The sequence below is a fragment of the Serratia sp. Z4 genome (genome assembly GCF_009900725.1).
Classification (GTDB): Bacteria; Pseudomonadota; Gammaproteobacteria; order Enterobacterales; family Enterobacteriaceae; genus Serratia; species Serratia nematodiphila.
Genome location: NZ_JAAABD010000001.1, coordinates 1,245,971 through 1,270,350 on the forward strand (window position 1 = coordinate 1,245,971; position 24,380 = coordinate 1,270,350).

Below are 24,380 nucleotides of genomic sequence, written 5' to 3' on the forward strand. Positions count from 1 at the left end.
ACGTTCGGTGTTTTAATGGAAGACAAATCTCAGCGTGTTCGTCTTGATGCATATGTAATAATCATTGACATAATTCCGTAAGGTGACTTGTTAATGATTCGGAAAAATAATGTACCTGAATATAGGCATTTTTCGGTTGTATTATTTTAACGTTTTTATGATTTTTATTAGTATTGAGGAATCTATTTTTAGGTCAAAATAGACTATCGATCTTCTATGGGTTATGGCTTGCCGATATGGTTTCTATGGCTTTTTTTTGATATAGGTATAGATGATTATGTAGGAACTTAACCCACCATGTTTTTACATTTTCTAATAATACCTAATTGAACTGTTTTGTTTGGAATAATTTGATGGTTTAGTGTTATAGATAATAGTTGCCTTTAACATAAATTTTTAATGACGATCAAGAGGTGCATAATGAATTTTAGTTTGATACTTTACAGATATAATACTGCTCTGGATAGAGGCAGAAAAACAGTACAATTATCAATTGCAATAATGACTATTTGGATGGCGTTATGTGTATTCGTTTTTAAAATTGTTGATCTTTCATTCAATAAGGGTGACTTAAACGCCAGTATTCATGTTGACTTTGACTGGGATGTGTTTTCTTCATGGGGGATCGTGATATTTATTACATTGATTGGTGCCGTGTTCCATGGATTCCATGCGTCTAATGCTGAATTAAAAAATGCGAATGCAATAATAGACGACTTATTTATATCCGAAGATAAAGATATGGACAAAAAGTTAACCAGTCTGAACAATATCGCCAGCGAGCTTGAGCGTTATTGTATCAAAGCATCTGCGCTGAATTTGATTTCATTTATGCTTATTTTCTTCAGTTTCCTTCATGGTTATCTATCAATTGGAGAAATAATCCAAGGGCTTAGGGAGAGTAATTACCTGGCTTTGATAGTCGTGTCTGTATTTATATTGGCTTTTGTTGCATATTATCATGATGTGATTGTTTTTCTTAATGACCGAAAACGAAAGCGCAACAAAGAAAAGGTGTAAATTATTAATAATTTCAGTATGTTGATTGTTAATGGGGATTGATGTGTCTTATCGCTATATACATTTTTTTCATTTTTTTAAATTGAGAGTGTATTTGACATGTGAAGAAAATATGCGTTTAACCTTAAGGGAGAGGGCTGTTTCATCGAAACTCTCGTCTTCTACGCTGACGGCTGCTTTTTATGAGTCTTACATCACTTTTCGATTGTGAATATTGAGCTGCTATTGTTATTGTTTTTCAACTGACAACATCCATAAGGACAGGGATATGAAAATAACGCATTCAGGCTATAAAACCGGCGTTGCTACAGTATTGGCGGCGATGACCGCGCTGGCATTAACGGGGTGTGCCAAGAGCACGGCCCCCAGCCAAACCGATCCGGTAAATAAAGAGGTTGACGATCTTTTCACCAACCTTGGCGACCCAAAGACGCCGGCACCGGGAAAAGAGAAAGAACACTATATCGCCCAGTTGCAGGCCGCGATTCAAAGCCATTTGAAAGATGCCGAAGCCTACTCAGGCAAGCGTTGCACATTGAGCATCAAGCTGGCGCCGGACGGTATGCTGATCAGCATTCAGGCTGAACAAGGGGAACCGGAACTTTGCCAGGCCGCGATCAAAGCAATCGCCAATGCGCGTCTGCCTAAGCCGCCAACGGCCGCGGTTTACGAAGCGGTCAAAAACAGCACGTTGGAATTTCGCCCGCAGTGAATAAACAATGCTGTTTCCGTGCAACGCTATCCCGGTCAAGGCCGGGATTTTTTATTGCCGTCACCCTGCGTTAATGGGTGAAAATCACTAAAGCCTTTGATGAATGGTGACGATAACCCTTAAAACTCCTGATTATAAAAGAGTGGCCATGCGTTTTTTCTGGGTCAACATCGGTGGCAGCGTCGCGGAAGTTTTGAAGGGCGAATTCTTGTGGGCGCCGCAATATGGAATAAATAAGACTGGGAACATGTTTAAACCTGCCGGGTGGGAAACGGTCAAAAAAGTCAAAGAGGGTGACCTGATTTTTTGCCACAAGGGTAGGAAGATTATCGGCGTGGCGACAGCGGTACGCGATGCTTACTCTGCACCGCGGCCTGAGCATCGGGTCGCGGGACCGCCGCATATTGCGGGTACCCAAGTCGATTTGGAACTGACGCGTCTTGAACTCCCTATTGATGTTTCCCTTTTTAATCAGGCGTTCATACGCATGCACAACCAGGCTTGCCTTCCGCGCGTTTTTAATAAGAAAGGCGGATGCACCGAAAACTATATGTGCGAGATCCCCGCGCCGGCAGCCGCGTTGATCGCCGGTTTTATCTCGGAAAATCTCTCTATCAACCTCCATGCGGATACCGTCGAAATCACCAGAGAGGTCGGTGGTGAGCAAGAAAGGGTGATTCAGGCGCGGATTGGGCATGGTCCCTATCGCGATAAAATGTTTAAGCGGTGGGGAAATCGGTGTGCGGTCACGGGGATTGCTGAGCCGTCCATTCTCATTGCCTCTCACATCGTTGCCTGGTCGATTGCGACCCCAGAAGAGAAAGTGGATCCGCACAATGGTCTGCCGTTAATCCCCAATCTGGACAAGCTGTTCGATCGCGGCACGATCAGTTTTGCCGATGACGGACGTTTGCTGTATCCGCAGACGAAGAGCAGCTTGTTAGATGAGTTAAAGATCCCGCTGGATGCGAACATTAGCGGGTTGTCTGAAAAGAACAGAGCTTACCTGCGGCGGCATCGAGCGAGATGGGGTTTTGAAGTAGAGCCCTGATGCAGGTTTGCCAAATCAGGACCGGGGCTCTTACCGATACATCATCGCGCTCACGCGCTCGCTTCGGTCTTTAAAACCGTTGCTGCGCATCGTGACCACATAGTAGCGATAGTGATGTTTCTGTGCGTATTCGCGCACCAGATCTTCGGCGAACAGGCCGCTGAAGGTGACGGTGGTGACAAACGTCAGGCCTTTCACTTCGTAGGTGCTGATCTCTTGCGGGGGGCCGATATACGGCGGCGGGAACACGGTTTTGTGGAACTGGCAGCCCGCCAGCAGCAGGGTAAACAGCAGGGCGGCGGGTATTTGCGGTATGCTCATCGGGAAAAGCTTTCCTTCCTTGGCGTGTGTTTTAGTAACTCTATAATAGGATTACAAAATTCGGCGGGGATGTAAAAATTATCCCGCTTCGGTTGCCGTTTCGTTGAAGCGGTGTCGCCGCCCCCCATCAGAAGGAAGGGATAAACATGTTTGTTCGTCTTGCCACTGAAACCGATGTCGCAGCCCTGATCGCCCTCGACAGCGTCGCCGAACACGAACCGCAGCGCGCGGCGCAGATCCGGGCCTGGTGCGGGCAGGGGGATTGCTATCTTGCCGAGGAACAGGACGTGGTGATGGGCTATGGCGTACTGCACTATCACTTCTTCGGCTGCGGTTTTATCGAGATGCTGATGGTCGGCGAGCGCTATCGCCGCCGGGGCGTCGGGCAGGCGTTGATTACGGCATTGAAGTCCCATTGCCGACACCCGAAGCTGTTCACTTCCACCAATCGTTCCAACCTGCCGATGCAGCGGCTGCTGCTGAACGCCGGATTTGTCGCCAGCGGCCAGATTGACAATCTCGATGACGGCGATCCGGAGCAGGTCTTTTTTATCCCGCTGCGCTAATACAACCGGACATCGACCGCCTGCTGTTGCAGCCAGGTGCTGACGTAGCCATAAGCGGCATAGAAGGCCAGCAGCGCGAAGAGCAGCACCGAAAGCGAGGCCAAAAATTTGACGTCGCCGTGCTTCGAAAGCTGGTAAGCGCAAGAGATAAAGGCCAGCAGGCACAGCAGGGTGAAGGCGATGGCCAGCGTGGCGTAGAAAATAAGCATAACGAAACCCGTTCTTCCTTGTGAGCCTGGCAAGGATACCACAGACAAAAAAAGGGGCCCAAACGGGCCCCTGCGTGATTCGCTGCGGGAGGTTTACTCCACCGCGTCGGGATGGTTTTTGCCTTCCTCGATAAATTCTTCGTCGATCTCTTCGATATTCTCCTCGCTGTCGCGGCCGGACAGGATGTTCCAGCAGGCGATGAACAGCGCGGCGATCAAGGGGCCGATAACGAAGCCGTTGATGCCGTAGATCTCCATGCCACCCAGGGTGGAGATCAGGATCAGGTAGTCCGGCATTTTGGTGTCTTTGCCCACCAGCAGCGGGCGCAGGATGTTGTCCACCAGGCCGATCACCACCACGAAGAACACTACCAGGAAAATGGCTTTCCACAGCATGCCGGTGGCGAAGAAGTAGATCACCGCCGGCACCCAGATGATGGCGGAGCCCACGGCCGGGATGATCGACAGGAACGCCATCAGCGCGCCCCACAGCAGGCTGCCGTCGATGCCGGTAAAGTAAAACGCCAGCCCGCCGAGCGCACCTTGCACCACGGCGACCACCACCGTGCCCTTGACGGTGGCGCGGGAGACGGCGGCGAACTTCACGAACAGATGGTGTTTCACGTGCTGGGAGAGCGGCAGCGCTTCGAGCGCCAGGTTCACCAGATAGGGGCCGTCTTTCAGCAGGAAGAACAGCAGATAGAGCATCACGCCGAAGCCGACGACGAAGTTGAAGGTGCCCTTGCCGATCAGGAACACGCTGCCCGCCAGATATTGCCCGCCCTTGAGCGCCACCTCGGAAAGCTGCTTTTGGATCTCGGCGGCGCTGTTGAGGTTATGCTCCGCCAGGAAGCGCTGCGCCCAGCTGGGCAGGTGGCGCATAAAGTCCGCCAGCATGGTCGGCAATTGGCTGTTGTTGGTCTGCAGCTTGGTGTAGATCACGTTGAATTCCATCGCCAGCGACGAGGCGATGATCGCCAACGGCGTGAACACGATCAGGCAAATCAGCGCCACCGTCAGCAGCGACACCACGCCGTTGCGTTCGCCGACGTACTGCTTCAACTTCTTTTTCACCGGATGGAAAATCACCGCCAGAATAACCGCCCACAGCACCGAGGAGTAATAAGGCCCCAGCACGTCGAGAAAGGCGGCGGTAACGATGAACAGGATCAGAATAAAGAATCCCTTGGAAATGCCTTTAGACATCATAGTCGTCCCTCAAAAGATGAATTTTCAGCATAGATGAACTGAATGAAAACAACACTATCATCACCTTTGCTTAACCGGTAGGGGATTTTTAGTGGCGTATTCCATAGGGTTATTAAGGGCAAGGCGGGCGCCGCACGGTGAACAGGCGGCGGCGTGAGAAAAGAAAGAGGGCTAAATAATTAACAAAATTTATCGATTGTGTTTCATTTTGTGAGCCGCGCTTGCCGCCTGCGCCAGGCTTTCCTAGTTTTTAGGAGGGCGGCCGTTCGCCCGATACCACGAAGGAGTATGCAAATGACTGAACACAAACGACTTGCCGTTATCGAAAAGGTGCTGCTGATCGCTTTCGCCGGTGTGCTGGTTTATCTTGCCGCGACCGGCGCCTTGTCATTATCGGGTCTGGACCATCACTGGCCTTATCCTTCGCGCTGAGCGTGATTGATCTCACCACGCAGACCCGATAACGATAACTAGCAGCTGTACCCTACAACACTGGATCCCAGAATAAATCGCCCGTCATTCGCCTCGTTCTTTGGCGCGCAGGGCGGTGACGCTCTCTCCGCCGACGCCCCAGTTGTCGGTGGCTACCTCGTCAATCACCACGAAAGTGGTGTGGCGTGGCTTATTCAGCACCTGCTCCAGCAGCGCGGTGGTTCCCTCGATCAGCATGCGCTTTTGCGCGGCGCTGACCCCTTCGTCGGTCACTTTAATGTTGACGTATGGCATGGCGTTTCTCCCCGGTTTCACCAGACGCCGGCGGTGGCGCCGCCGTCAACCGCGAGCGCCGCGCCGGTAACGAAATTGGCGTCGGTCAGATACAGCACCGCATCGACGATGTCCTGCGGCTGGCCGACGCGGCCGGTTGGCGCCAGTTGCCGCATCTGCGCCAGACTCTGTTCATCATTTTGATGCATCGGCGTGGCGATGATGCCGGGCGCCACGGCGTTGACCATCACGTTGTGCGGCGCTAACTCCAATGCCAGCTCGCGCACGGCGTGGTTAAGGCCGCCTTTAATCAGCACCGGCAGCAAAGCGGGCACTTTGCTGTTGGGCTGCATGGCGATCGACGCGGTGATGGCGACGATGTGGCCGGCACCGCGTTGCTGCATATGCCGGGCGGCGGCCTGCGCCGGGTAGAAGAAGCCTTTCAGATTGGTTGCCACCATCGCGTCGACCTCCTCCGGCGTATAGTCGGCGATCGGCTTGGCGATAAATATGCCGGCGTTATTGATGAGAATATCTACCTGACCAAAAGCCTGTATCGCCAGGCTGAACAACCGTTCGGCGGTTTCCGGCAGCGCGATGTCTCCCGGCGCCAGCAGCAGATTGGCCGGGCGGCCGAGTTTGTCCGCCGCCGCCTGCAGCCGTTCAAGCGAACGGGCGTTTGCGACAACCTGATAGCCGCGCGCCAGGTAGGCTTGCGCGATGGCGAAGCCCAAGCCGCTCGATGCGCCCGTGACGATGACCGTTTTTACTTTGCTCATTTTCTCTCCTCGACAGGATAGGGATTGATCGTACGTGAACGGTAATCCATACCTGATGATTGAAAAATGAGGGGGAAAGAACTTTAATTTATACCTTATGTAATGAATTAGCAGGGAGAGACATGCAACGCCATTTTGACGACGTTCAGGTGGGCAGCATCGAGCTGTTTTGCCTGACGGTAGAAACCGGCAGCTTCACCGCAGCGGCCAATGCCGCCGGGATAACCCCTGCGGCGGTCAGCCGCTCGGTCGCGCGTCTGGAGACGCGATTGCAGGCGAAGCTGTTTATCCGCACCACACGCCAGATGCGCGTCACGGATGCCGGCCAGCGTTATTACCTGGAATGTCGCCGGGCGCTGAGCCAGCTGATGGAGGCCGAGGCGAGCATTTCCGGCGAACGGGACAAACCGGTGGGCACGCTCAGCATCAGCGCGCCGACGCTGTACGCGCATTTTAGGCTGTTGCCGCGTTTGCCCGAGTTTGCGCAACGCTATCCCGATCTCAAGCTGAATCTGCACGTCAGCAATCAGAATATCGATTTCTCCGAAGATAAATTCGACGTCGCCATTCGCGGCAGCGAGCTGAACGACTCCGGCCTGGCAGCGCGGCGTCTGGAGGAGGCTGAACTGATCGTGGTGGCGACGCCGGGCTATTTGCAACGCCACCCTGCGCCGCTCACGCCGGCGGATCTGGCCCGGCACGATTGCATTCAGTATGCGTTGCCCAGCACCGGCAGAAAAACCGCCTGGACGTTTAAGGTTCAGGGCGAAAACAGCAAAGTGGATACTGCCGGGCGCTGGCTTTGCCAGGAAGATTACCTCGCCACGCTGACGCTGGTGAAAAGCGGCGCCGGACTGATGCAGGTGTATCGCTTTACCGTCGAACAAGAGTTGAGCAGCGGGGCGCTGGTCGAGGTATTGAAAGATTACGCCGGCGCCTCGCGTCCCTTCATCCTGCTTTACCCCTATGCGCGCTTTGTCCCGCTGAAGGTGCGGAAATTCATCGATTTCCTGACGCAAGCGTAGCCGCCAGCGCCAATACCGCTCCAGACGCCGCCGCCGCCAGCACCAGCCACGCCGGGGCAGCCCAGCCGGCTGCGGCCACGATGGCGCTCAGCGCGACCGGGCCGATCACCTGGCCGAGGTAGTTTCCCTGCATCACCAGCCCGAGGCTCAGCGGCAGCAGCGTCGGTTCCGGCGTCGCCGCCGGCGTGGCGGCCAAAATGGTGGCGGGCAGTATGCCGGCGATGGCGCAGAACAGGAAACACAGCGGGATCAGCAGGCCGTTGGGCGTCATCGGCAGGAAAATGCCGACGCCGAAGACCCCGATCAACAGGCTGGTGGCGGCGAGCAGCGTTCTGGCGGGTAGCCCGCGCGACAGCAGCACGCCGGCGGCGAGGTTGCCGACGATGTTGGCCGCCACCGCCGCCGCGCTGATGCCGCCGGCGGCCGCCAGTGACAGACCGATGCGCTGCATCAGAAAGATCGGCAGAAAGGTCATCACCGAGAAAAACTGCAGGTTGTATGTGGTGAACATCAGCGCCAGCAACAGCGGCTGGCGCGCCCGCAGCATCGCGCCCAGCGCTTGTCGCAGCGGCAACGGCGGAACGTGCGCCTTGGCGACGCGGCGGGACGTGGTCAGCGGCAGCAGCAGGGCGGCCAGCAGCGTCAACGCCGCACCGGCCTGCCAGCTCTGCTGCCAGTCGGCCAGATGCGGGCCGAAAAACAGTGAAATGGCGATGCCCGCCGGCATGAAGGTGCTCCAGATGCCGAACACCAGGTTGCGCTGCGCCGGGGCGACGATGCGGTTCAGCACCGCCGGCGAGGCAACCACCACGATCACGAAGCCGAGGCCTTCGACAAAGCGGCTGACGATCAGCCCGCTGAAGTTGTGCAGCGTGGCGCCGGCGAAGCTGGCGGCGCTGATGATCAGCAGCCCGAGCGCCAGCAGGCGCCGGTCGCCCCAGCGGCGCACCAGCAGCCCGGCGGCGATGCCGCCGAACACTCCGACGAAGGGAAAGGCCGAAATGACCCAGCTGAGCGCCTCCAGCGAGCGGCCGAACTCGGCCTGCAGCGCCGGCAGCGCGATGGTGGCCTTGCCCACGTGCAGCGCCGCGGCGATGCCGGCGAACAGCACGTTGATGACGGCCAGCCAGGGCGTGGCGGCGGGGGAAATGCGGTCGATGGCGTCCGGTTTAATCGCAGTCATAACACTCTCCAGTGGCGGTAACGCCCTCACTATGCGTCTGCGCTACGACAGAAGTCGTTCAAATGCTGCGCTGTCACGTGGGGAAATTATTCATTTCGAGCTTTATTTTGCGCGCCTCGTTGTTTGGTGCGCCAGCGTGCCGCCCGGCGTGGACGCGGGTGCCCGTTCAGCGGTTTACTGTTCCGGCACGCAGCAGGCGTGTTGAATTCACTTTATAAGGAGCAGTGTATGTCAGAGATGATGAACGAGAGTAGGGCGCCGGCCATTGAATGGAGCTATGGCGGCCGGGGCGATGATATCAGCAGCAGCCTGAGCCTCGACACGGTAGAGGAACAGCCGCAGGGTTTCTTGATGACGGTCGATCGGCCGGTGCAGATCTTTACAGAGGCGCTGTCGCCGATGATGGCCTTTGTCACGCTGCTGCGCCCGCTGTATGCCAAGACCAGCGCAGGCTTCCAGTATGTGCCGGTTTCCCACCCCTGGACCGACGTGCAGCGCCTGCCGGCCAGCGCCGGTTATCTGGGGGTGCAGGTCAACGCCGGGCTGTTCTTCCACGGGGCCAAACCGACGCACTATAAAGATCGCGACGGCCAGATGAAACCGATCGACGGCGGCACTATTTTGCAGAACATCACCGTGCTGCATCAGGTGGCCCAGCCGCTGGGGCCTGGCGAAGGCGCGGTCTGAGCCGGCAGTGCTACCACGGGGCCGGACGCGGCCCCTTATCGCGCCTTGAAACCGTGCGCCGGTTGGGTAAAACTGGCTGTCTATTCAAGGAGAAGAGTATGTACAGCGACAACGAGAAAAAGTTTTATATCATCCTCAACCGCAATCACGAACCGGCCACGCTGTTTAACGCCTCCTGCCATCTGACGGCGGGCATCACCGATCTGATCGAGCAGCGCGAGTTTCACCACTATCCGAGCAGCCTCGACGGCGTCAGCGCCAATATGAGCCACTACCCGATCGTCATCCTGCAGGCTAAAAACAGCAGCCAGCTCAGCAACCTGATCCTCAAATGCAAGGAGGAGGGCGTGCTGTCCAACTTCTTCACCACCACCATGCTGTCGCACTCCGCCGAGCAGCAGATCGCCGACACCGCCAACACGCCTTACGAGCAGTTGGATTTCGTGGCGGTGGCGCTCTACGGCGACACTGAACAGCTTAAGCCGCTCACCAAGAAGTTCTCCGTCTACCGTTAATCGCGAACGGCATCACATCAGGGGCGGCAACGGCTATGATATTTTTCCATCAAATCGTTGATGGAGATGAACATGAGCGGCAAGAAAACCACCATGGCGGCCATCGCCAGAGAGGCGCGGGTCGGCATCGCCACCGTCGATCGGGTGATCAACCAACGCGCGTCGGTGCGGCCCGTCACCCAGCGCCGGGTGATTGAGGCGGCGAAAAAGTTGGGGTTCGCGTTGGAGAAGTCCCACTGCCTGTCGGCGGTGCTGGGCAGGCCGGAACGCCGCCTGAGAATGGGGTTCATCCTGCTGCGGCGCGAACACTCTTTCTATGCGCAACTGGCCGATGAGCTGATGGCGCAAGCGGCGCCGTATCATGAGCCGGGTCAGCCGCCGCAGTTTATCTTTCACTCTCTCAATGCCATCGGCGACACCGCCGCCGCCATTAGCCAATTGAGCCGCCAGGTGGAAGCGATCGGCGTGCTGGCGCTGGATCACCCCCTGATCCACTATGCCGTAGAAGAAGCCGCCCAGGCGGGCATCAACGTTTTCGCGCTGCTGTCGGATTTATCGGTGCCCAGCCGCGCCGGCTACATCGGTCTGGATAATCAAAAAGCGGGCCGCACCGCCGGCTGGGCGGTGGATCGTCTGTGCCGGCGGCAGGGCGACGTCGGCGTGATCATCGGCGACAACCGTTTTACGTGTCAGGAGGCCTGCGAGATCGGTTTCCGCTCCTATCTGCGTGAGCAGATGAGCGGTCAGCGCGTGCTGGAGCCGGTGCGCAGCCATGAGGACGCGGAAACGGCGCGCCGGGTCACGCGTGAACTGCTGGCGAGCCACCCGGAGCTGGCGGCGCTTTACGCGCCGAGCGGCGGTGTGGAGGGCATTATTCAGGCGTTGCGAGAGAGCGGCCGGCAGCGCGACATCACGCTGGTGTGCCACGGCCCGGTGCAGGGCGGTGAAATGGCGCTGCTCGACGGCACGGTGGATCTGCTGCTGTGCCACCGCATTCCCGAATTGGCCGCCACGATCGTCGAGACGTTGCTCGCCGCCGATGAACAACCGGGATTACGCCACATCATTAATCGCTTCGATGTGATCACCAAAGAAAACCTCTGACGGCCGATGAGTGGTGGTTGCCGAGAGCAGCGCGCAACCAGGCGCCGCCTATATTTGATTAAAAACCATCAAATATTTTATCAAAAATAGCGCGATCTCTATCAAAAAATAAAATTTTCATTATTGATGGTTTTGGAATTTTTGTTTGATACTGCCGGCATTCCCTGCAAAAAAGGAGCCGTCGCCATGACTTTGCCTATCGCCAATGCGCCCTGCAGTTGGGGCGTAGATGATCCGAACAACCCCCATTTGCCGCCCTACGCCACGGTTCTGCAAGAAGCGTCGGCGGCCGGCTACCGCAGCATCGAGCTGGGGCCGTGGGGCTATCTGCCGACGCAGAGCGAGGCGCTGTGCGCCGCGCTGGAGCAGCATCGTCTGTCGCTGGTGGCCGGCACGATTTTTGACGATCTGGTCAGCGAGGCGAACATTGAGCGCCTGCTGGATCTGACGCATCGGATTTGCCGCAACCTCTCGCGGGCGCCCAGGGCGGAGCCGAGCGAGGGCGATCGCGCCGCGCCGCCGTTCCTGGTAATTATCGATTTCGGCAATCCGCAACGCGCCAGATTCGCCGGGCGTTCAGATTTAGCACCGCGTTTGTCGCAGGCGGAGTGGCAGAGGATGATCGGGCACATTACGCGCATCAGCGAACTGGCCTGGCGGGAATACGGCGTGCGGCCGGTGGTGCATCCGCACGCCGGCGGCTGTATCGAGTTCGCCGACGAAATCGACCGGTTGGCGGCGGACATTCCGCATCACACCGCCGGATTGTGCCTGGATACCGGCCATCTGTATTACGCCGGGCTGGACCCGGCTGCCTGGCTGAGCAAGCACTTTGATCGCCTCGATTATCTGCACTTCAAAGACGTCGATCCGCAGGTGTTCCGCGAGGTGCTGGCGCGCGGCGTCGATTTCTTCACCGCCTGCGCCGAGGGCGTCATGTGCCCGTTGGGCAGCGGGGCGATCGATTATCCGCAGCTGCGTGCGCTGTTGGCCGAGCGCGGATACCGGGGCTGGATCACTATCGAGCAGGAGCGCGATCCGCGCAATGTGCAGGGCAGCCTGCAGGACGTCACCGCCAGCTTGCGCTACTTGCGCGGCCTCGGCTTTTAATCAGGAGAAACACGATGATCAACGGCAGCAAACCTTTGGCGAGATCGTTGCGCTGGGGCATGGTCGGCGGCGGCGGCACCAGCCAGATTGGTTACATCCACCGTTCGGCGGCCTTGCGCGACGGCGCGTTTACTCTGTTGGCCGGCGCGTTCGACATTGACGCTGAACGCGGGCGTGATTTTGGCCGGAGTCTGGGCGTGGCGGCGGAGCGCTGTTATGCGGATTATGCCGAGATGTTCCGCGCCGAAGCCGCGCGGGCGGACGGCATCGAAGCGGTCTCGATCGCCACGCCGAACAACACCCATTACGCCATTTGCCGGGCGGCGCTGGAGGCGGGATTGCACGTGGTGTGCGAGAAGCCGCTGTGTTTCAGCGTCGAAGAGGCACAGGCGCTGGCGGCGCTGTGCGAGCGGCAGCGCAAAGTCATCGGCGTGACCTACGGCTATGCCGGGCACCAGATGATTTTGCAGGCGCGGCAGATGATTGCCGATGGCCGGCTGGGTGAAATCCGGCTGGTGAATATGCAGTTCGCCCACGGCTTTCACGCCGCGGCGGTGGAGCAGGATAATCCCAGCACTCGCTGGCGGGTCGATCCGCGCTTTGTCGGCCCCAGCTATGTGCTGGGCGATCTGGCGACCCACACGCTGTTCCTGGCGGAAACCATGGCGCCGCAGCTGAAGATCCGGCGGCTGATCTGCAGCCGACAAAGCTTTGTGCCGTCGCGCGCGCCGTTGGAGGACAACGCCTATGTGCTGATGGAGTATCACAACGGCGCCATCGGCTCCGTGTGGGCTTCGGCGGTCAACTGCGGTTCGATGCACGGCCAAAAGGTGCGCATTGTCGGTGAAAAGGCCAGCCTGGAGTGGTGGGATGAACAACCCAATCAGCTGCGCTTCGAAGTGCAGGGCGAACCGGTGCGGATCCTGGAGCGCGGCATGCCGTATCTCGCCGCGTCGGCGCTGGCGGACGATCGCATCGGCGGCGGCCATGCGGAGGGGCTGTTTGAAGCCTGGTCGAATCTCTACCGCCGCTTCGCGCTGGCGATGGACGCCACCGATCGGCGCGACGCGGCCTTCCTGGCCGACTTCTGGTACCCGGACGTGCAGGCCGGCGCGCTGGGCGTGAAGTGGGTGGCGCGCTGCGTGCAATCCGCCGAAACCGACGCCGGCTGGGTCGCCTTCGACTGAGCGCGCGATTCGCTCAGACGCTGGCCCCGTCGTAGCTGTGGATCTGTAACGCATCGAGCGCGACGTCAGGCACGCAGCGCAGGTTGACGGCGCACATCGCGGCGCCGTCCGGCGCGGTGCCGTAGGCAAAGGGCTGGGCGCCGCAGACTCGGCAGAACTGATGGCGGATCTTGTGCTGATTGAAGGTGTAGGTGCTGAGCCGGTCTTGGCCGCTGCTGAGCGTGAACGCGCTGATGGGAAAGAAAGACAGCAGCAGGCCTTTGCGGCGGCAGATCGAGCAGTTGCAGCTGAGGGCTTCGGTCGGCAGTTCGGCGTCTACGGAGAAGGTGACGGCGCCGCAGTGGCAGCTTCCCTGGAATGACATGACGATGATCCTGTAACAGGGGAGGGTGTTTGCCCAGTATAGTGCAATTTATCGTCACTCGGCCGCACCCGGTCTGGTTTCCTTAGTAAATGCACGGTTTTCTGGTAGGTTAGAGGTTAACGTCATCAAAAGGAGATCGCGATGTTAGAACATTACTATCCGGCCAATATGGGCGCCGAACCGGTCACGGACGAACAGCACAAACGGCTGGTGGCGGTGCAGGCGGCGCTGGAACTGATCAAGGCCACGCTGTCGGATACCAACGACGGCAACGGCGTGGACTTCCAGCTGAAGGCGGCGGAGAAGCACATCGGTCCGATGGCCGACGCCATTCAGGAAGCCCTGAAGTAACGGTTCGCCGTCACGTCAACCGCCCGTATCGGGCGGTTTTTTTTTTGCGCCGATTACTGCGATTTTTTTAGTGGCGCATTGCCTTTTTCCCGGCTGGTGCCATGAGCGGCGCGATCCTACTCTAGCGATCCGAGTCCTCATCAGGGTCATGCTCATGTTCCGCTTCAGCTTCTTTTCTTTCTTATTGCCGTGCCGCCGATGCGTCACCCAGTTGGCCGGCGCTGCGCTGTTGCTCTGCGGCGTTATGCAGGCGCAGGCCACGCAACGCATCGAGTTTTCACCGGACCCCGCCGGCGCCTACCCTGAGGGCATTGCCTGGAATGCACGCGCCGGTGCGTTCCTTATCTCCTCCCTGCGCGGCGGGCAGCTTGGCCTGGTCTACCCGGATGGCCGCTATCGGCGGTTTTCCACCGGCACGGGGCTTATCACCACCTCCGGCATGCTGGTGGACGCCGAACGCAACCGGGTGCTGGTGTGCAACGAAGACGTGGGCGTGTCCCGCAACTCTGCCGCCGGCACGCGCAATCGCGTGGCGCAGGTGCTGGAGTTCAGTCTCGATACCGGCGTGCTGCAGCAGACGTACGACCTTTCATCGCTAAGCCATGGGCCGACGCTGGCCAACGATCTGACGCTCGACGCACAGGGCAATATCTACGTCACCGACAGCTTCCAGCCGCAGATTTACAAGATGGATCGGGCAACGCGCCAGGTGTCGATTTTGGTGCGCTCAGCGCGCTTGATGCCGGCCGACGCACCCGCCGCTGCGCAGGGCACGCGGCCCTATCTCAATGGCGTCGTGTATCACCCGGACGGCTTCCTGATTGCGGCGGACTACACCCGCGGGCTGCTGTGGAAGGTGACGCTGGATACCACGCCTGCGATAAGTGAAATCAGGCTGCCGCAGCGGCTGAAAGGGCCGGACGGGCTGCGGCTCAAAAACGCCCATGAATTGGTGATCGTACAGTCTTTTCCGGGTGAAAAGGGGAGCATGTCCGGTGACGTGACGCTGCTCTCCTCGACCGACGGCTGGGCCAGTGCGCGTATCGCTGCGGTCGCCGCGCCGCCGGGATTGGATGGGCCGACCGGCGCCGCGCTGCGCGATGGCGAGGTATGGGTCGTCAACTCCCGTTACCCCCGGCTGTTTGCTGACGTCGCTCAGGCGGAAAGTACCAAGACGTTCAGTATCGTCAAGGTAGCGTTCGAACCGGTCGCAGCGGATGGCCGCCGATCGGCGACGGTTGCCAACCCGGCCGGAATAGGATTAAATGCGCACTGACTGTATAAATAAACAGGTGCGCTGCGATGAGTCTGATGTTGAAGGGTGAAAAGATTGACCGTAACCGCTTTACCGGCGAAAAAATTGAAAACGGCAGTTTTATGCTGTGCGATTTTTCGGGCGCCGATTTGACCGGCACCGAGTTTATCGGCTGCCAGTTTTACGATCGCGACAGCCGACAGGGCGGCAATTTCAGCCGCGCGATACTGAAAGACGCCAGCTTCAGAAGCTGCGATTTGTCGATGGCCGATTTCCGCCATGCCAGCGCGCTGGGGGTGGAGATCCGCGAATGCCGCGCGCAGGGCGCCGATTTTCGCGGCGCCAGCTTTATGAACATGATCACCAGCCGCACCTGGTTTTGCAGCGCCTATATCACCAAAAGCAACCTGAGCTATGCCAACTTCGCCAAGGTGGTGCTGGAGAAATGCGAGCTGTGGGAAAACCGCTGGCACGGGGCGCAGGTGCTCGGCGCCAGCTTCAGCGGTTCCGATCTGTCCGGCGGCGAATTCTCCGGTTTCGACTGGCGTGCCGCCGATGTCACCCAGTGCGATCTGAGCAACGCGGAACTGGGTGAGTTGGATTTACGCACCACCGATCTGCAGGGCGTTAAAATGGACAGTCACCAGGCCGCTCAACTGCTGGAGCGGCTGGGGATCGCGATCATCGGCTGAGTAACTGCCGCAGTCCCAGTGCGATGATCAAGGTGCCGCAGGCGCGATCGATCCAAGCCTTGCTGCGGCGGTAGGCGCCGGCGACAGGCGCGTGCGACAAGACCAGCGCCACCAGCCCGTACCACAAGCTGGCTATCACCGCGACCTCCAGCAGCATGGCGAGAAAAGTCGGTGTAGAAACATGGCTGGGCGCCGCTGATGAGAAGACGGCGGCGTAAAACGCAATGGATTTGGGGTTGGCGATGTTGGTGGCGATACCCTGTAGAAAGGCGGCGCGAAAACCGCTTTTTCCGGTGGCCGCTGGGGTGCCGGAAGAGGGCGCCGCCTGGGCGATAAGCCGATAGCCGAACCACATTAAATAGCCAGCGCCGGCGACTTTAATCGCCATAGCCAACCAAGGGAACAGGGCGAAAACCACGCCGATGCCAAGAAGGGCGCTGCTCGCCCAGAACAGATTGACCAGCACGATGCCGGCCACCAAGGCAAACGCCTCTGTCCGGCGTGCTGAAACGGCTTTGTGAGCGACAGCGACGAAATTGGGGCCGGGGATCACCACGCCGACAATATACACGGTGAAAACGGCGAGTACGGCGGACATATCGATCATGGAAGATTGCCTGTTACAACAAGAGTACCGTTAGTTTTATAACGAATCCCGCACAGAATCCACCCGACCGATCGCGCCGCCGCTCCGATGACGGCCGGGAAGAGTTACGCATGCGGCACATTCCGGTGAATGCCTGGGGCACCGAGGCGATGGCGCTCGTCGACCGTTTGCCGAGGGGGCAGGCGAGCGGCCCGGCGCTGGGCTAAACTTAAGATGCATAAGAAACATGCGGCAAGGAGCGCCATCCTGTTTACGGATCTAACGAGGAGGGCCGCCATCATGGCTTACCGGCATATCGTTGTCGCCACGGATCTCAGCGAAGACGCCGAGTTCCTGCTGGGCAAGGGCGCCAGACTGGCCGCCGCGCTCAATGCCAAACTTTCCCTGATCTATATCGACATCCACCGCGCCGGCTATTACGTCGATCTGGGCGTGGGCGATTACAACTACACCGATCGCACCTTTTCGGAGCGGGTGAAGAATATGCTCAATGCGATCAAAGGGCAGTCGTCGTATCCGGTGGAAGAGGTGATCGTCAGCCGCGGCGCGTTGACGGAAGAGCTGAACCGGGTGGCGAAGGAAAAAGGGTTCGATCTGGTGATCTTCGGCCACCATCATGATGTCTGGAGCCGACTGGTCTCTTCGGCGCGTCAGGCGATCAACGAGCTGAACGTTGATCTGCTGGTTGTTCCCATCGAGAAAAAATAGTCGCGGCCGCCGACGGGCGGCTGCCGTTTTCCATTCGCATCGCTTATCTCTGGGTGAAGATAACCGCATACCTGCAATAATTCCGCTTGCTGACAATCCGCCCGAAAAATAGTGACTGCCTGGAATTTTATTTTTTCCATCAATATGTTGGCCAAAATCCGATAAAGGTTAATCCAGCGCATTGAAATCACTGTCATACCTCCTTTTGGTTAATAAACCGCACGTTTTGACTGGCTCTCCGCGAAGAGGCGTCTTATCCTCGGGGTAATGAGATTTGTATGACTTATATAAATACGTTCACATGGAGGAGGTCTCATGCGTTTTGACAATAAAGTCGTGGTTATCACCGGTGCGGGCAATGGCATGGGGGAAGCGGCGGCGCGGCGTTTCTCCGCCGAGGGCGCGATCGTGGTGCTGGCCGACTGGGCCAAGGAAGCGGTGGACAAGGTCGCCGCTTCGCTGCCGCAGGGCCGGGCGATGGCGGTGCATATCGATGTGTCCGATCACGTCGCGGTTGAAAAAATGATGAACGAGGTGGCGGAAAAACTGGGCCGCATCGACGTCCTGCTGAACAACGCCGGCGTACACGTGGCGGGCAGCGTGCTGGAAACCAGCATCGACGACTGGCGTCGCATCGCCGGGGTCGATATCGACGGCGTGGTGTTCTGCTCCAAATTCGCCTTGCCGCACCTGCTGAAGACCAAGGGCTGCATCGTCAATACCGCGTCGGTGTCCGGCCTGGGCGGTGACTGGGGCGCGGCCTATTACTGCGCGGCGAAAGGCGCGGTGGTCAATCTGACGCGCGCCATGGCGCTCGATCACGGCGGTGACGGCGTGCGCATCAACTCGGTCTGCCCGAGCCTGGTCAAAACCAACATGACCAACGGCTGGCCGCAGGAGATCCGCGACAAGTTCAATGAGCGCATCGCGCTGGGGCGTGCGGCGGAGCCGGAAGAAGTGGCGGCGGTGATGGCGTTCCTGGCCAGCGACGACGCCAGCTTTATCAATGGCGCCAACATTCCGGTCGATGGCGGGGCGACCGCCTCGGACGGCCAACCGAAGATCGTCTAAGCGTTAACGCACAGGCCCGGCCATGATGACCGGGCCTGCTGTTTTAGACGCCGATGCGGTCGCGCAGCGTGTAGTAGGCCGCGCCGATGGCGGTGAACGGGATCTGCAGGTTGCGTCCGCCGAAGAACGGCAGGTGCGGCAGCTTGGCGAAGGCGTCGAAGCGTTCGGCGTCGCCGCGCATCAGCTCGGCGATCAGCTTGCCCGCCAGATGGGTGCAGGTCACGCCGTGGCCGCTGTAGCCCTGCATGTAGTACACGTTATTCTCCAGCCGGCCGAACTGCGGCATGCGCGACAGCGTCAGCAGGAAGTTGCCGGTCCAACGATAGTCGATACGCACCCCTTTCAGCTGCGGGAAGGTCTTCAGCAGCTTTGGCCGGATCAGGTTGTCGATGTCGTCCGGATCGCGCGCGCCGTACACCACGCCGCCGCCGTACAGCAGGCGATGATCGGCGGTGATGCGGTAGTAATCCAGCAGGTAGTTACAGTCTTCCACGCAGTAATTCTGCGGGATCAGCGCCTGCGCGATCTCCGGCGCCAACGGTTCGGTGGTCACCACCTGAGTGCCGCACGGCATGCTGCGTTTGGCCAGCCGCGGCTCCAGCTTGTCGCCCAGGTAGGCGTTGCCGGCGACGATGACGAAGCGCGCCTTCACCTGGCCGTTGGCGGTGCTGATGAGCGCCGGTTCGCCGTGGCGGATGTTCGTCACCGCCGATTGCTCGAAGATGCGCCCGCCCTGCAGGCGAATCGCCTCGGCCTCGCCCAGCGCCAGATTGAGCGGATGGATGTGGCCGCCGCTGTGATCGAGCAGCGCGCCGACATAGCGATCGCTGGCGACCTCCTGGCGCACCCGGTCCGCATCGAGCAGCTCGAGCTGGGTATTGCCGTAGCGCTCCCAGTTGCGTTTTTGCTCGATCAGCGCATGGAACTGCTTGTTGTTCAGCGCGGCGAAGATGCCGCCGGGGTGGTAGTCGCAGTCGATGGCGTAGCGGCTGATGCGGCTGCGAATGATCTCCGCGCCTTCAAACATCATGCTGCCGAGCAGGCGGGCGCTTTCCGCGCCGTAGCGCTCCTCGATCACATCGATGTCGCGGCTGTAAGAGTTGACCAACTGGCCGCCGTTGCGGCCGCTGGCGCCGAAACCGATGCGCGCCGCTTCCAGCACCACCACGTCGTAACCGGCTTCCACCAGGAACAGCGCGGAGGAGAGGCCGGTATAGCCGCCGCCGATCACGCAGACGTCGCATTCGATCGATTCATTCAGTTGCGGATAGGGCTGATGAGCGTTGGCCGTGGCCGCATAATAGCTTTTTACGTGTTCAGTCATGATGTAAGCCCTTATTCCAGCGAGATCCAGGTGGTTTTCAATTCGGTGAATTTGTCCAGCGCATGCAGCGATTTGTCGCGGCCGTTGCCGCTCTGCTTATAGCCGCCGAACGGCACGGTCATGTCGCCGTCGTTGTAGTTGTTGACGAACACCGTGCCGGCCTTCAGCTGGCGCGCCATGCGGTGCGCGCGCGCCAGATCGCGGGTCCAGACCGCGGCGCCGAGGCCGTAGTCGCTGTCGTTGGCCAGCTGCAGCGCCTGTTGCTCGTCGTCGAACGCCGTCACCGCCAGCACCGGGCCGAAGATTTCATCGCGCGCCACGCTCATGGCATTGTCCACCTGGGTGAGGATGGTCGGCCCCAGATAGCCGGCGTGGTCGCCCTGCGGATGGTCGCGCCCGTCGAGGAACAGCGCGGCGCCTTGGCTCAGCCCCCGATCGATATAGCCGGCCACTTTCTCGCAGTGGCCGCTGTCGATCAGCGTGCCCATCACCGTGGCGGGATCGAGCGGGTCGCCGGGCACGAAGGCCGCCGCGTGTTTGCGCAGCGCCTGCAGGAACGCGTGCTCAATGCTCGCTTCGACCAAAAGGCGAGTGCCGGCGATGCACACCTGCCCCTGATTGTAGAAGATGCCGGCGGCGGCGCTGCGGGCGGCCTGATCCAGATCCGGGCAGTCGGCGAAGACGATGTTGGCGCTCTTGCCGCCGGCCTCCAGCCAGACGCGCTTCATGTTCGATTCGCCGGCGTAAATCATCAGCTGTTTCGCCACCAGCGTAGAGCCGGTAAAGGTGAGGGCGTCGACGTCGCGGTGCAGCGCCAGCGCCTTGCCGGCGTCGTGGCCGTAGCCGGGCACCACGTTCAGCACGCCGTCCGGCAGCCCGGCCTGTTGCGCCAGTTTGCCGAGCAGGATGGCGCTCAGCGGCGATTTTTCGGAGGGTTTGAGCACCACGCTGTTGCCGGCGGCCAGCGCCGGGCCGAGTTTCCAGCAGGCCAGCAGCAGCGGGAAGTTCCAGGGCACGATGGCGCCGACCACGCCGATCGGCTCGCGTTCGATCAGCGCCAGCGCATCGCGGCCGGTGGGGGCGATTTCGCCGTACACCTTATCGATCGCTTCGGCGTACCAGCGGATGCAGCGGATAGCGCCCGGCACGTCGTCGCGCAGGCTGTGGCGAATCGGTTTGCCGGTGTCCAGCGTTTCCAGCAGCGCCAGCTCTTCGTGATGCTGCTCCATCAGATCGGCGAAGCGCAGCAGCGTGGCTTTGCGTTGCGCCGGCGCGGCCTGCGCCCAGTCGCCGCGTTCAAAGGCGGCGCGCGCCGCGCTGACCGCCCGATCGATGTCGGCGGCTTCACCGCGCGCGACCTGCGCCAGCTCACGGCGGCCGGCGGGATCTTCCACGGCGAAACGCTTCCCCGCGGCGGCCGGTTGGTAGCGGCCGTCGATAAACAGCTGGTGCTCAATCTTCAGGGCCTGCGCCCGTTGTTGCCAATACTGCAAATGGTGAAAGTTCATGCCTGGCTCCGTTGATCAGAATGTCGTCGGCGTATGGGCGCTGATAATCCGGCAAATGCGCGCCGACGTGTTGCTGAAGCTGTGGGGAATGCCGGTATTGATGGCGTAGCTCTGCCCGGCCAGCAGGTGATAGCTCTGGCCGTTGACCTGCAGCACCACTTCGCCCTCCAGCAGCGTGCCGATCTCTTCCCCTTGGTGTTTGATGCGCTCGCCGGTGGTGGTGCCCGGTTCGTAGGTCTCGATCATCATTGCCAGCGTGCGGTTCGGATCGCCGTTGTGGATCAGCTTCATCGAAACGCCCTGGCTGCCGATTTCGATCAGATCGTCACTGCCTATCACGATCTGCGGCTGCGCCGGTTTTTCCGGCTCGGCGAAAAACGCCGACAGCGACAGACCGTATACCGTCAGCAGCTTTTGCAGCGTGCTGATGGCCGGACTGACTTTATCTTGCTCGATAGTACTGATGGCGCTGTGGGTTAACCCAGACAGTTCGGCGACCCGGCGCTGCGACAACCCCAATTGTTGACGGATCTGCGACAGACGTTTTCCCGGTGCCAAGCTGACGTCGCTCATGGGCGTTTTTCCTTTTGATAGTTCCGACAGGCGGTAATGAAACCATCAAACAACAGGCGCGACAGGGCGTACTCGTCGCTGTTCCACTCCGGGTGCCACTGCACGCCGAGCGCGAAGGGCTGATCGCGCACGCTGATCGCCTCCACCAGTCCGTCGGCGGCGTGCGCCTCGATGCGAATGCTCGCGCCCAGGGTTTTGGCGCCCTGGCCGTGCAGCGAGTTCACCCAGAATCTGTTGCAATCCGGTATCAGTTGCGAAAGCAGCCCCCCTTCCTGAACGATGACTTCATGGGCGGGGGCGTATTGCTGTTCCAGCGGCAGGTCGTGATCTTCACGATGCTCCAGCAGCTCGGGCAGTTCGTACAGGCGGCGATGCAGGGTGCCTTGGGTGGCGACCACCATCTCCTGCATGCCGCGGCAAATGGCGAAAAGGGGAATGCGCCTGTCGAACGCCTGGCGGAGCAGCGCCAGGCTCAACGCGTCTCGGCCAGGATCGGCGTCAGGCTCATCGCCGTTTTCACCATAAAGGTGCGGCTGCACATTACTGGGGCTGCCCGGCAGCAAAATGCCGTCGAGGCGCGGCAACAGTTCCGCCAGCATTTCCGGCTCCGCCAGCGCGTGCGGCAGGGCGATCGGCAAGCCGCCGGCGGTGATAACGGCATTCAGGTACTTTTCTTGCAAGGTCTGTGTGAGGTGCCCGTTTAACCTATACCTGCACATGACGACGCCGATGACTGGTCTGTTAAATATATTGTCCATGCTATCCCCTTGGTACGTTCGAAATTATGAACGATAAGCTTCTCCACCGCCGATTTCGTTCAATATTCTATAAATCTAGCAGTCGATTGGCCAATATTCAAACCAAAAGTAACACTTGCAAAACAAATTTGTTTCATCTACGTTTCAATTGTGGGCATTATATTGAACAAGACGGTCAATAAACATCGACGACAGCAAAACACAAACGGCGGGTGAACCATGCAGACCAACATCGTAGAAGTGGAAAACTTTGTTCAGCACAGTGAAGAGAGACGAAGTAGCGCGTTCCAGCGCGAAGTGAAGAAGTATTTGGAACGTTATCCGTTAACCCAACATGTCGACGTACTGCTGACCGATCTGAACGGCAGCTTCCGCGGCAAACGCATCCCGGTCGGCGGCCTGAACAAACTGGAGAAGGGCTGTTATTTCCCTGCGTCGGTATTTGCGATGGATATTCTCGGCAACGTCGTAGAAGAGGCCGGGCTGGGGCAGGAGTTGGGCGAGCCGGATCACGTGTGCGTGCCGGTGCCGGGCACGCTGACGCCGTCGGCGGCGGATCCGCAATATATCGCGCAGGTGCTGCTCACCATGCTGGATGAAGATGGCACTCCCTTTGACGTTGAACCGCGCAATGTGCTGAACCGAGTGTGGCAGCGTTTGCGTCAGCGCGGGCTTTCCCCCGTGGTAGCGGTAGAGTTGGAGTTCTATCTCATCGATCGTCAACGCGATGCGGAGGGCTATCTGCAGCCGCCTTGCGCGCCGGGAACCCAGGAGCGCAACACCCAAAGCCAGGTGTACTCCGTCGATAACCTGAACCATTTCGCCGATGTGCTGAGCGAAATCGACGAGCTGGCCCGTTTGCAGGGCATTCCGGCGGACGGCGCGGTGGCGGAGGCGTCGCCGGGGCAGTTCGAAGTCAACCTGCACCATACCGATGATGTGCTGCAGGCCTGCGACCATGCGCTGGCGCTGAAACGGTTGGTGCGCATGGTGGCCGAGAACCACAACATGCAAGCCACCTTTATGGCCAAGCCGTATGAGGAGCACGCCGGCAGCGGCATGCACGTGCACATCAGCATGCTGAATGCGCAAGGCGACAATGTGTTCGCCGACGACGACGGCGAAGATTCGGCGCTGCTGAAACAGGCGTTGGCGGGCATGATCGCCCTGATGCCGTCCTCGATGGCGCTGCTGGCGCCGAACGTCAACGCCTATCGCCGTTTCCAGCCCGGCATGTATGTGCCGACCCAGGCTTCCTGGGGGCATAACAACCGCACCGTGGCGCTGCGCATTCCCTGCGGCGATCGCGACAACCACCGCGTGGAGTATCGCGTGGCGGGCGCCGACGCCAACCCTTATCTGGTGATGGCGACCATTCTGGCCGGCATCGTCTACGGCCTGGAAACCGCATTGCCGCTGCCTGAGCCGGTGACCGGCAACGGGCTGGAGCAGGACGGGCTGCCGTTCCCAATCCGCCAGAGCGACGCGCTGTACGAGTTTGAACATCAGCCGGTGCTCAATGCATTGCTGGGCGAACGCTTCAGCCATGTCTACCTGGCCTGCAAAACCGACGAGCTGGTGCAGTTCGAGCGTCTGATCACCGAAACCGAAATCGAGTGGATGCTGAAAAACGCCTGATCCCGCTCACCTAACGACTACCGCGCGCGTCCGGCGCATTTCATCGGCTCTCCTGTGGCCGGTGAGGCTGCGCGCTGCGGTACAGAATTTCTTCTATCACGGCGTACAGGACGCCGACGAGGAAATAACCATGACTCAGTCATCCCCA

At 59.3% G+C, this 24,380-nt stretch carries 29 protein-coding genes; 17 read left to right on the forward strand and 12 right to left on the reverse strand.

From position 1 onward, the window contains the following. Positions 1-420: 420 nt before the first annotated feature. The 3 genes from GT753_RS06210 (at position 421) to GT753_RS06220 (ending at position 2,783) form a co-directional block, all read left to right on the forward strand. Positions 421-1,020 carry a hypothetical protein gene (locus tag GT753_RS06210; RefSeq protein WP_015377613.1) on the forward strand — a complete coding sequence of 200 codons (600 nt, stop codon included), beginning with the start codon at positions 421-423 and terminating at the stop codon, positions 1,018-1,020. Between the two features lie 214 nt (positions 1,021-1,234). Continuing rightward, on the forward strand, positions 1,235-1,732 hold the full coding sequence (gene tolA, locus GT753_RS06215) for a cell envelope integrity protein TolA (RefSeq protein ID WP_230857984.1): 498 nt from the start codon (positions 1,235-1,237) through the stop codon (positions 1,730-1,732). Positions 1,733-1,880: 148 nt separating this feature from the next. Further along, positions 1,881-2,783 carry an HNH endonuclease gene (locus tag GT753_RS06220; protein WP_015377615.1) on the forward strand — a complete coding sequence of 301 codons (903 nt, stop codon included), beginning with the start codon at positions 1,881-1,883 and terminating at the stop codon, positions 2,781-2,783. A gap of 30 nt (positions 2,784-2,813) precedes the next feature. On the opposite strand, the gene GT753_RS06225 is transcribed toward GT753_RS06220, so the two are convergent. Further along, entirely contained in the window at positions 2,814-3,104 is a 291-nt protein-coding gene (locus tag GT753_RS06225) for a hypothetical protein (protein WP_160125391.1), read from the reverse strand. Positions 3,105-3,250: 146 nt separating this feature from the next. Here GT753_RS06225 and GT753_RS06230 point away from each other — a divergent pair, with 146 nt between their 5' ends. Further along, positions 3,251-3,670: a GNAT family N-acetyltransferase gene (locus GT753_RS06230; protein WP_015377617.1), complete on the forward strand. Its 420-nt coding sequence runs from the start codon at positions 3,251-3,253 to the stop codon at positions 3,668-3,670. On the opposite strand, the gene GT753_RS06235 is transcribed toward GT753_RS06230, so the two are convergent. Next, a complete protein-coding gene (locus GT753_RS06235; RefSeq protein WP_075684882.1) occupies positions 3,667-3,879 on the reverse strand; it encodes a hypothetical protein in 213 nt (70 codons plus the stop codon). The genes GT753_RS06230 and GT753_RS06235 overlap by 4 nt on opposite strands. A gap of 93 nt (positions 3,880-3,972) precedes the next feature. Beyond that, positions 3,973-5,088: an AI-2E family transporter gene (locus GT753_RS06240; RefSeq protein ID WP_015377619.1), complete on the reverse strand. Its 1,116-nt coding sequence runs from the start codon at positions 5,086-5,088 to the stop codon at positions 3,973-3,975. 294 nt (positions 5,089-5,382) lie between these two features. Here GT753_RS06240 and GT753_RS25685 point away from each other — a divergent pair, with 294 nt between their 5' ends. After that, positions 5,383-5,520, forward strand: a complete 138-nt coding sequence (locus tag GT753_RS25685) for a hypothetical protein (protein WP_004941229.1) — start codon at positions 5,383-5,385, stop codon at positions 5,518-5,520. A gap of 84 nt (positions 5,521-5,604) precedes the next feature. On the opposite strand, the gene GT753_RS06245 is transcribed toward GT753_RS25685, so the two are convergent. Both GT753_RS06245 and GT753_RS06250 read right to left on the reverse strand, forming a co-directional pair. Continuing rightward, positions 5,605-5,814: a 4-oxalocrotonate tautomerase family protein gene (locus GT753_RS06245; RefSeq protein ID WP_015377620.1), complete on the reverse strand. Its 210-nt coding sequence runs from the start codon at positions 5,812-5,814 to the stop codon at positions 5,605-5,607. A gap of 17 nt (positions 5,815-5,831) precedes the next feature. Further along, the gene (locus tag GT753_RS06250) at positions 5,832-6,572 is read right to left on the reverse strand and encodes an SDR family NAD(P)-dependent oxidoreductase (RefSeq protein ID WP_015377621.1); all 741 of its coding nucleotides are present in this window, start codon (positions 6,570-6,572) and stop codon (positions 5,832-5,834) included. Positions 6,573-6,694: 122 nt separating this feature from the next. Between GT753_RS06250 and GT753_RS06255 the strand changes: the two genes are divergently transcribed. After that, on the forward strand, positions 6,695-7,597 hold the full coding sequence (locus tag GT753_RS06255) for a LysR family transcriptional regulator (RefSeq protein ID WP_015377622.1): 903 nt from the start codon (positions 6,695-6,697) through the stop codon (positions 7,595-7,597). Here GT753_RS06255 and GT753_RS06260 read toward each other — a convergent pair. Further along, positions 7,572-8,780, reverse strand: a complete 1,209-nt coding sequence (locus GT753_RS06260) for a CynX/NimT family MFS transporter (protein ID WP_160125392.1) — start codon at positions 8,778-8,780, stop codon at positions 7,572-7,574. The two genes, GT753_RS06255 and GT753_RS06260, sit on opposite strands and share 26 nt — an antisense overlap. Before the next feature lie 228 nt (positions 8,781-9,008). On the opposite strand from GT753_RS06260, the gene GT753_RS06265 reads away from it, so the two are divergent. The 5 genes from GT753_RS06265 (at position 9,009) to GT753_RS06285 (ending at position 13,383) form a co-directional block, all read left to right on the forward strand. Further along, entirely contained in the window at positions 9,009-9,467 is a 459-nt protein-coding gene (locus tag GT753_RS06265) for a hypothetical protein (protein ID WP_004941243.1), read from the forward strand. A gap of 98 nt (positions 9,468-9,565) precedes the next feature. Further along, positions 9,566-9,982: a DUF2000 domain-containing protein gene (locus GT753_RS06270; protein ID WP_004941246.1), complete on the forward strand. Its 417-nt coding sequence runs from the start codon at positions 9,566-9,568 to the stop codon at positions 9,980-9,982. 72 nt (positions 9,983-10,054) lie between these two features. After that, positions 10,055-11,086: a LacI family DNA-binding transcriptional regulator gene (locus GT753_RS06275; protein WP_015377625.1), complete on the forward strand. Its 1,032-nt coding sequence runs from the start codon at positions 10,055-10,057 to the stop codon at positions 11,084-11,086. Between the two features lie 186 nt (positions 11,087-11,272). Further along, a complete protein-coding gene (locus tag GT753_RS06280) occupies positions 11,273-12,196 on the forward strand; it encodes a TIM barrel protein (RefSeq protein WP_160125393.1) in 924 nt (307 codons plus the stop codon). 14 nt (positions 12,197-12,210) lie between these two features. Further along, positions 12,211-13,383 carry a Gfo/Idh/MocA family protein gene (locus GT753_RS06285; protein WP_015377627.1) on the forward strand — a complete coding sequence of 391 codons (1,173 nt, stop codon included), beginning with the start codon at positions 12,211-12,213 and terminating at the stop codon, positions 13,381-13,383. 13 nt (positions 13,384-13,396) lie between these two features. On the opposite strand, the gene GT753_RS06290 is transcribed toward GT753_RS06285, so the two are convergent. Further along, complete coding sequence (locus GT753_RS06290) at positions 13,397-13,747, reverse strand: GFA family protein (RefSeq protein ID WP_044031402.1); 351 nt, start codon at positions 13,745-13,747, stop codon at positions 13,397-13,399. A 141-nt stretch (positions 13,748-13,888) separates the two neighbouring features. On the opposite strand from GT753_RS06290, the gene GT753_RS06295 reads away from it, so the two are divergent. From GT753_RS06295 to GT753_RS06305, 3 genes are all read left to right on the forward strand, one after another. Continuing rightward, the gene (locus GT753_RS06295; RefSeq protein WP_004941260.1) at positions 13,889-14,098 is read left to right on the forward strand and encodes a hypothetical protein; all 210 of its coding nucleotides are present in this window, start codon (positions 13,889-13,891) and stop codon (positions 14,096-14,098) included. Between the two features lie 154 nt (positions 14,099-14,252). After that, positions 14,253-15,374 carry an SMP-30/gluconolactonase/LRE family protein gene (locus GT753_RS06300; RefSeq protein WP_160125394.1) on the forward strand — a complete coding sequence of 374 codons (1,122 nt, stop codon included), beginning with the start codon at positions 14,253-14,255 and terminating at the stop codon, positions 15,372-15,374. A gap of 26 nt (positions 15,375-15,400) precedes the next feature. Beyond that, positions 15,401-16,045: a Qnr family pentapeptide repeat protein gene (locus tag GT753_RS06305; RefSeq protein ID WP_015377630.1), complete on the forward strand. Its 645-nt coding sequence runs from the start codon at positions 15,401-15,403 to the stop codon at positions 16,043-16,045. On the opposite strand, the gene GT753_RS06310 is transcribed toward GT753_RS06305, so the two are convergent. Then, positions 16,035-16,652 (reverse strand): LysE family translocator, encoded by a 618-nt coding sequence (locus GT753_RS06310; RefSeq protein ID WP_015377631.1) that lies wholly within the window; start codon positions 16,650-16,652, stop codon positions 16,035-16,037. The two genes, GT753_RS06305 and GT753_RS06310, sit on opposite strands and share 11 nt — an antisense overlap. 279 nt (positions 16,653-16,931) lie before the next feature. Between GT753_RS06310 and GT753_RS06315 the strand changes: the two genes are divergently transcribed. Then, the gene (locus tag GT753_RS06315) at positions 16,932-17,360 is read left to right on the forward strand and encodes a universal stress protein (RefSeq protein WP_033633267.1); all 429 of its coding nucleotides are present in this window, start codon (positions 16,932-16,934) and stop codon (positions 17,358-17,360) included. Between the two features lie 315 nt (positions 17,361-17,675). After that, entirely contained in the window at positions 17,676-18,431 is a 756-nt protein-coding gene (locus tag GT753_RS06320) for an SDR family NAD(P)-dependent oxidoreductase (protein ID WP_015377633.1), read from the forward strand. Positions 18,432-18,474: 43 nt separating this feature from the next. Here GT753_RS06320 and GT753_RS06325 read toward each other — a convergent pair whose 3' ends face one another. The 4 genes from GT753_RS06325 to puuD are packed head-to-tail and all read right to left on the reverse strand — an operon-like array spanning position 18,475 to position 22,594. Continuing rightward, positions 18,475-19,755, reverse strand: a complete 1,281-nt coding sequence (locus GT753_RS06325) for an FAD-binding oxidoreductase (protein WP_160125395.1) — start codon at positions 19,753-19,755, stop codon at positions 18,475-18,477. Positions 19,756-19,766: 11 nt separating this feature from the next. Further along, positions 19,767-21,263 carry an aldehyde dehydrogenase PuuC gene (gene puuC, locus GT753_RS06330; RefSeq protein ID WP_160125396.1) on the reverse strand — a complete coding sequence of 499 codons (1,497 nt, stop codon included), beginning with the start codon at positions 21,261-21,263 and terminating at the stop codon, positions 19,767-19,769. 15 nt (positions 21,264-21,278) lie between these two features. After that, complete coding sequence (gene puuR, locus GT753_RS06335) at positions 21,279-21,836, reverse strand: HTH-type transcriptional regulator PuuR (RefSeq protein WP_015377636.1); 558 nt, start codon at positions 21,834-21,836, stop codon at positions 21,279-21,281. Then, complete coding sequence (gene puuD, locus GT753_RS06340; protein ID WP_160125397.1) at positions 21,833-22,594, reverse strand: gamma-glutamyl-gamma-aminobutyrate hydrolase; 762 nt, start codon at positions 22,592-22,594, stop codon at positions 21,833-21,835. Before puuD ends, puuR begins: the two co-directional genes overlap by 4 nt. A 219-nt stretch (positions 22,595-22,813) precedes the next feature. Between puuD and GT753_RS06345 the strand changes: the two genes are divergently transcribed. After that, positions 22,814-24,232: a glutamine synthetase family protein gene (locus GT753_RS06345; RefSeq protein ID WP_015377637.1), complete on the forward strand. Its 1,419-nt coding sequence runs from the start codon at positions 22,814-22,816 to the stop codon at positions 24,230-24,232. Positions 24,233-24,380 lie beyond the last annotated feature (148 nt).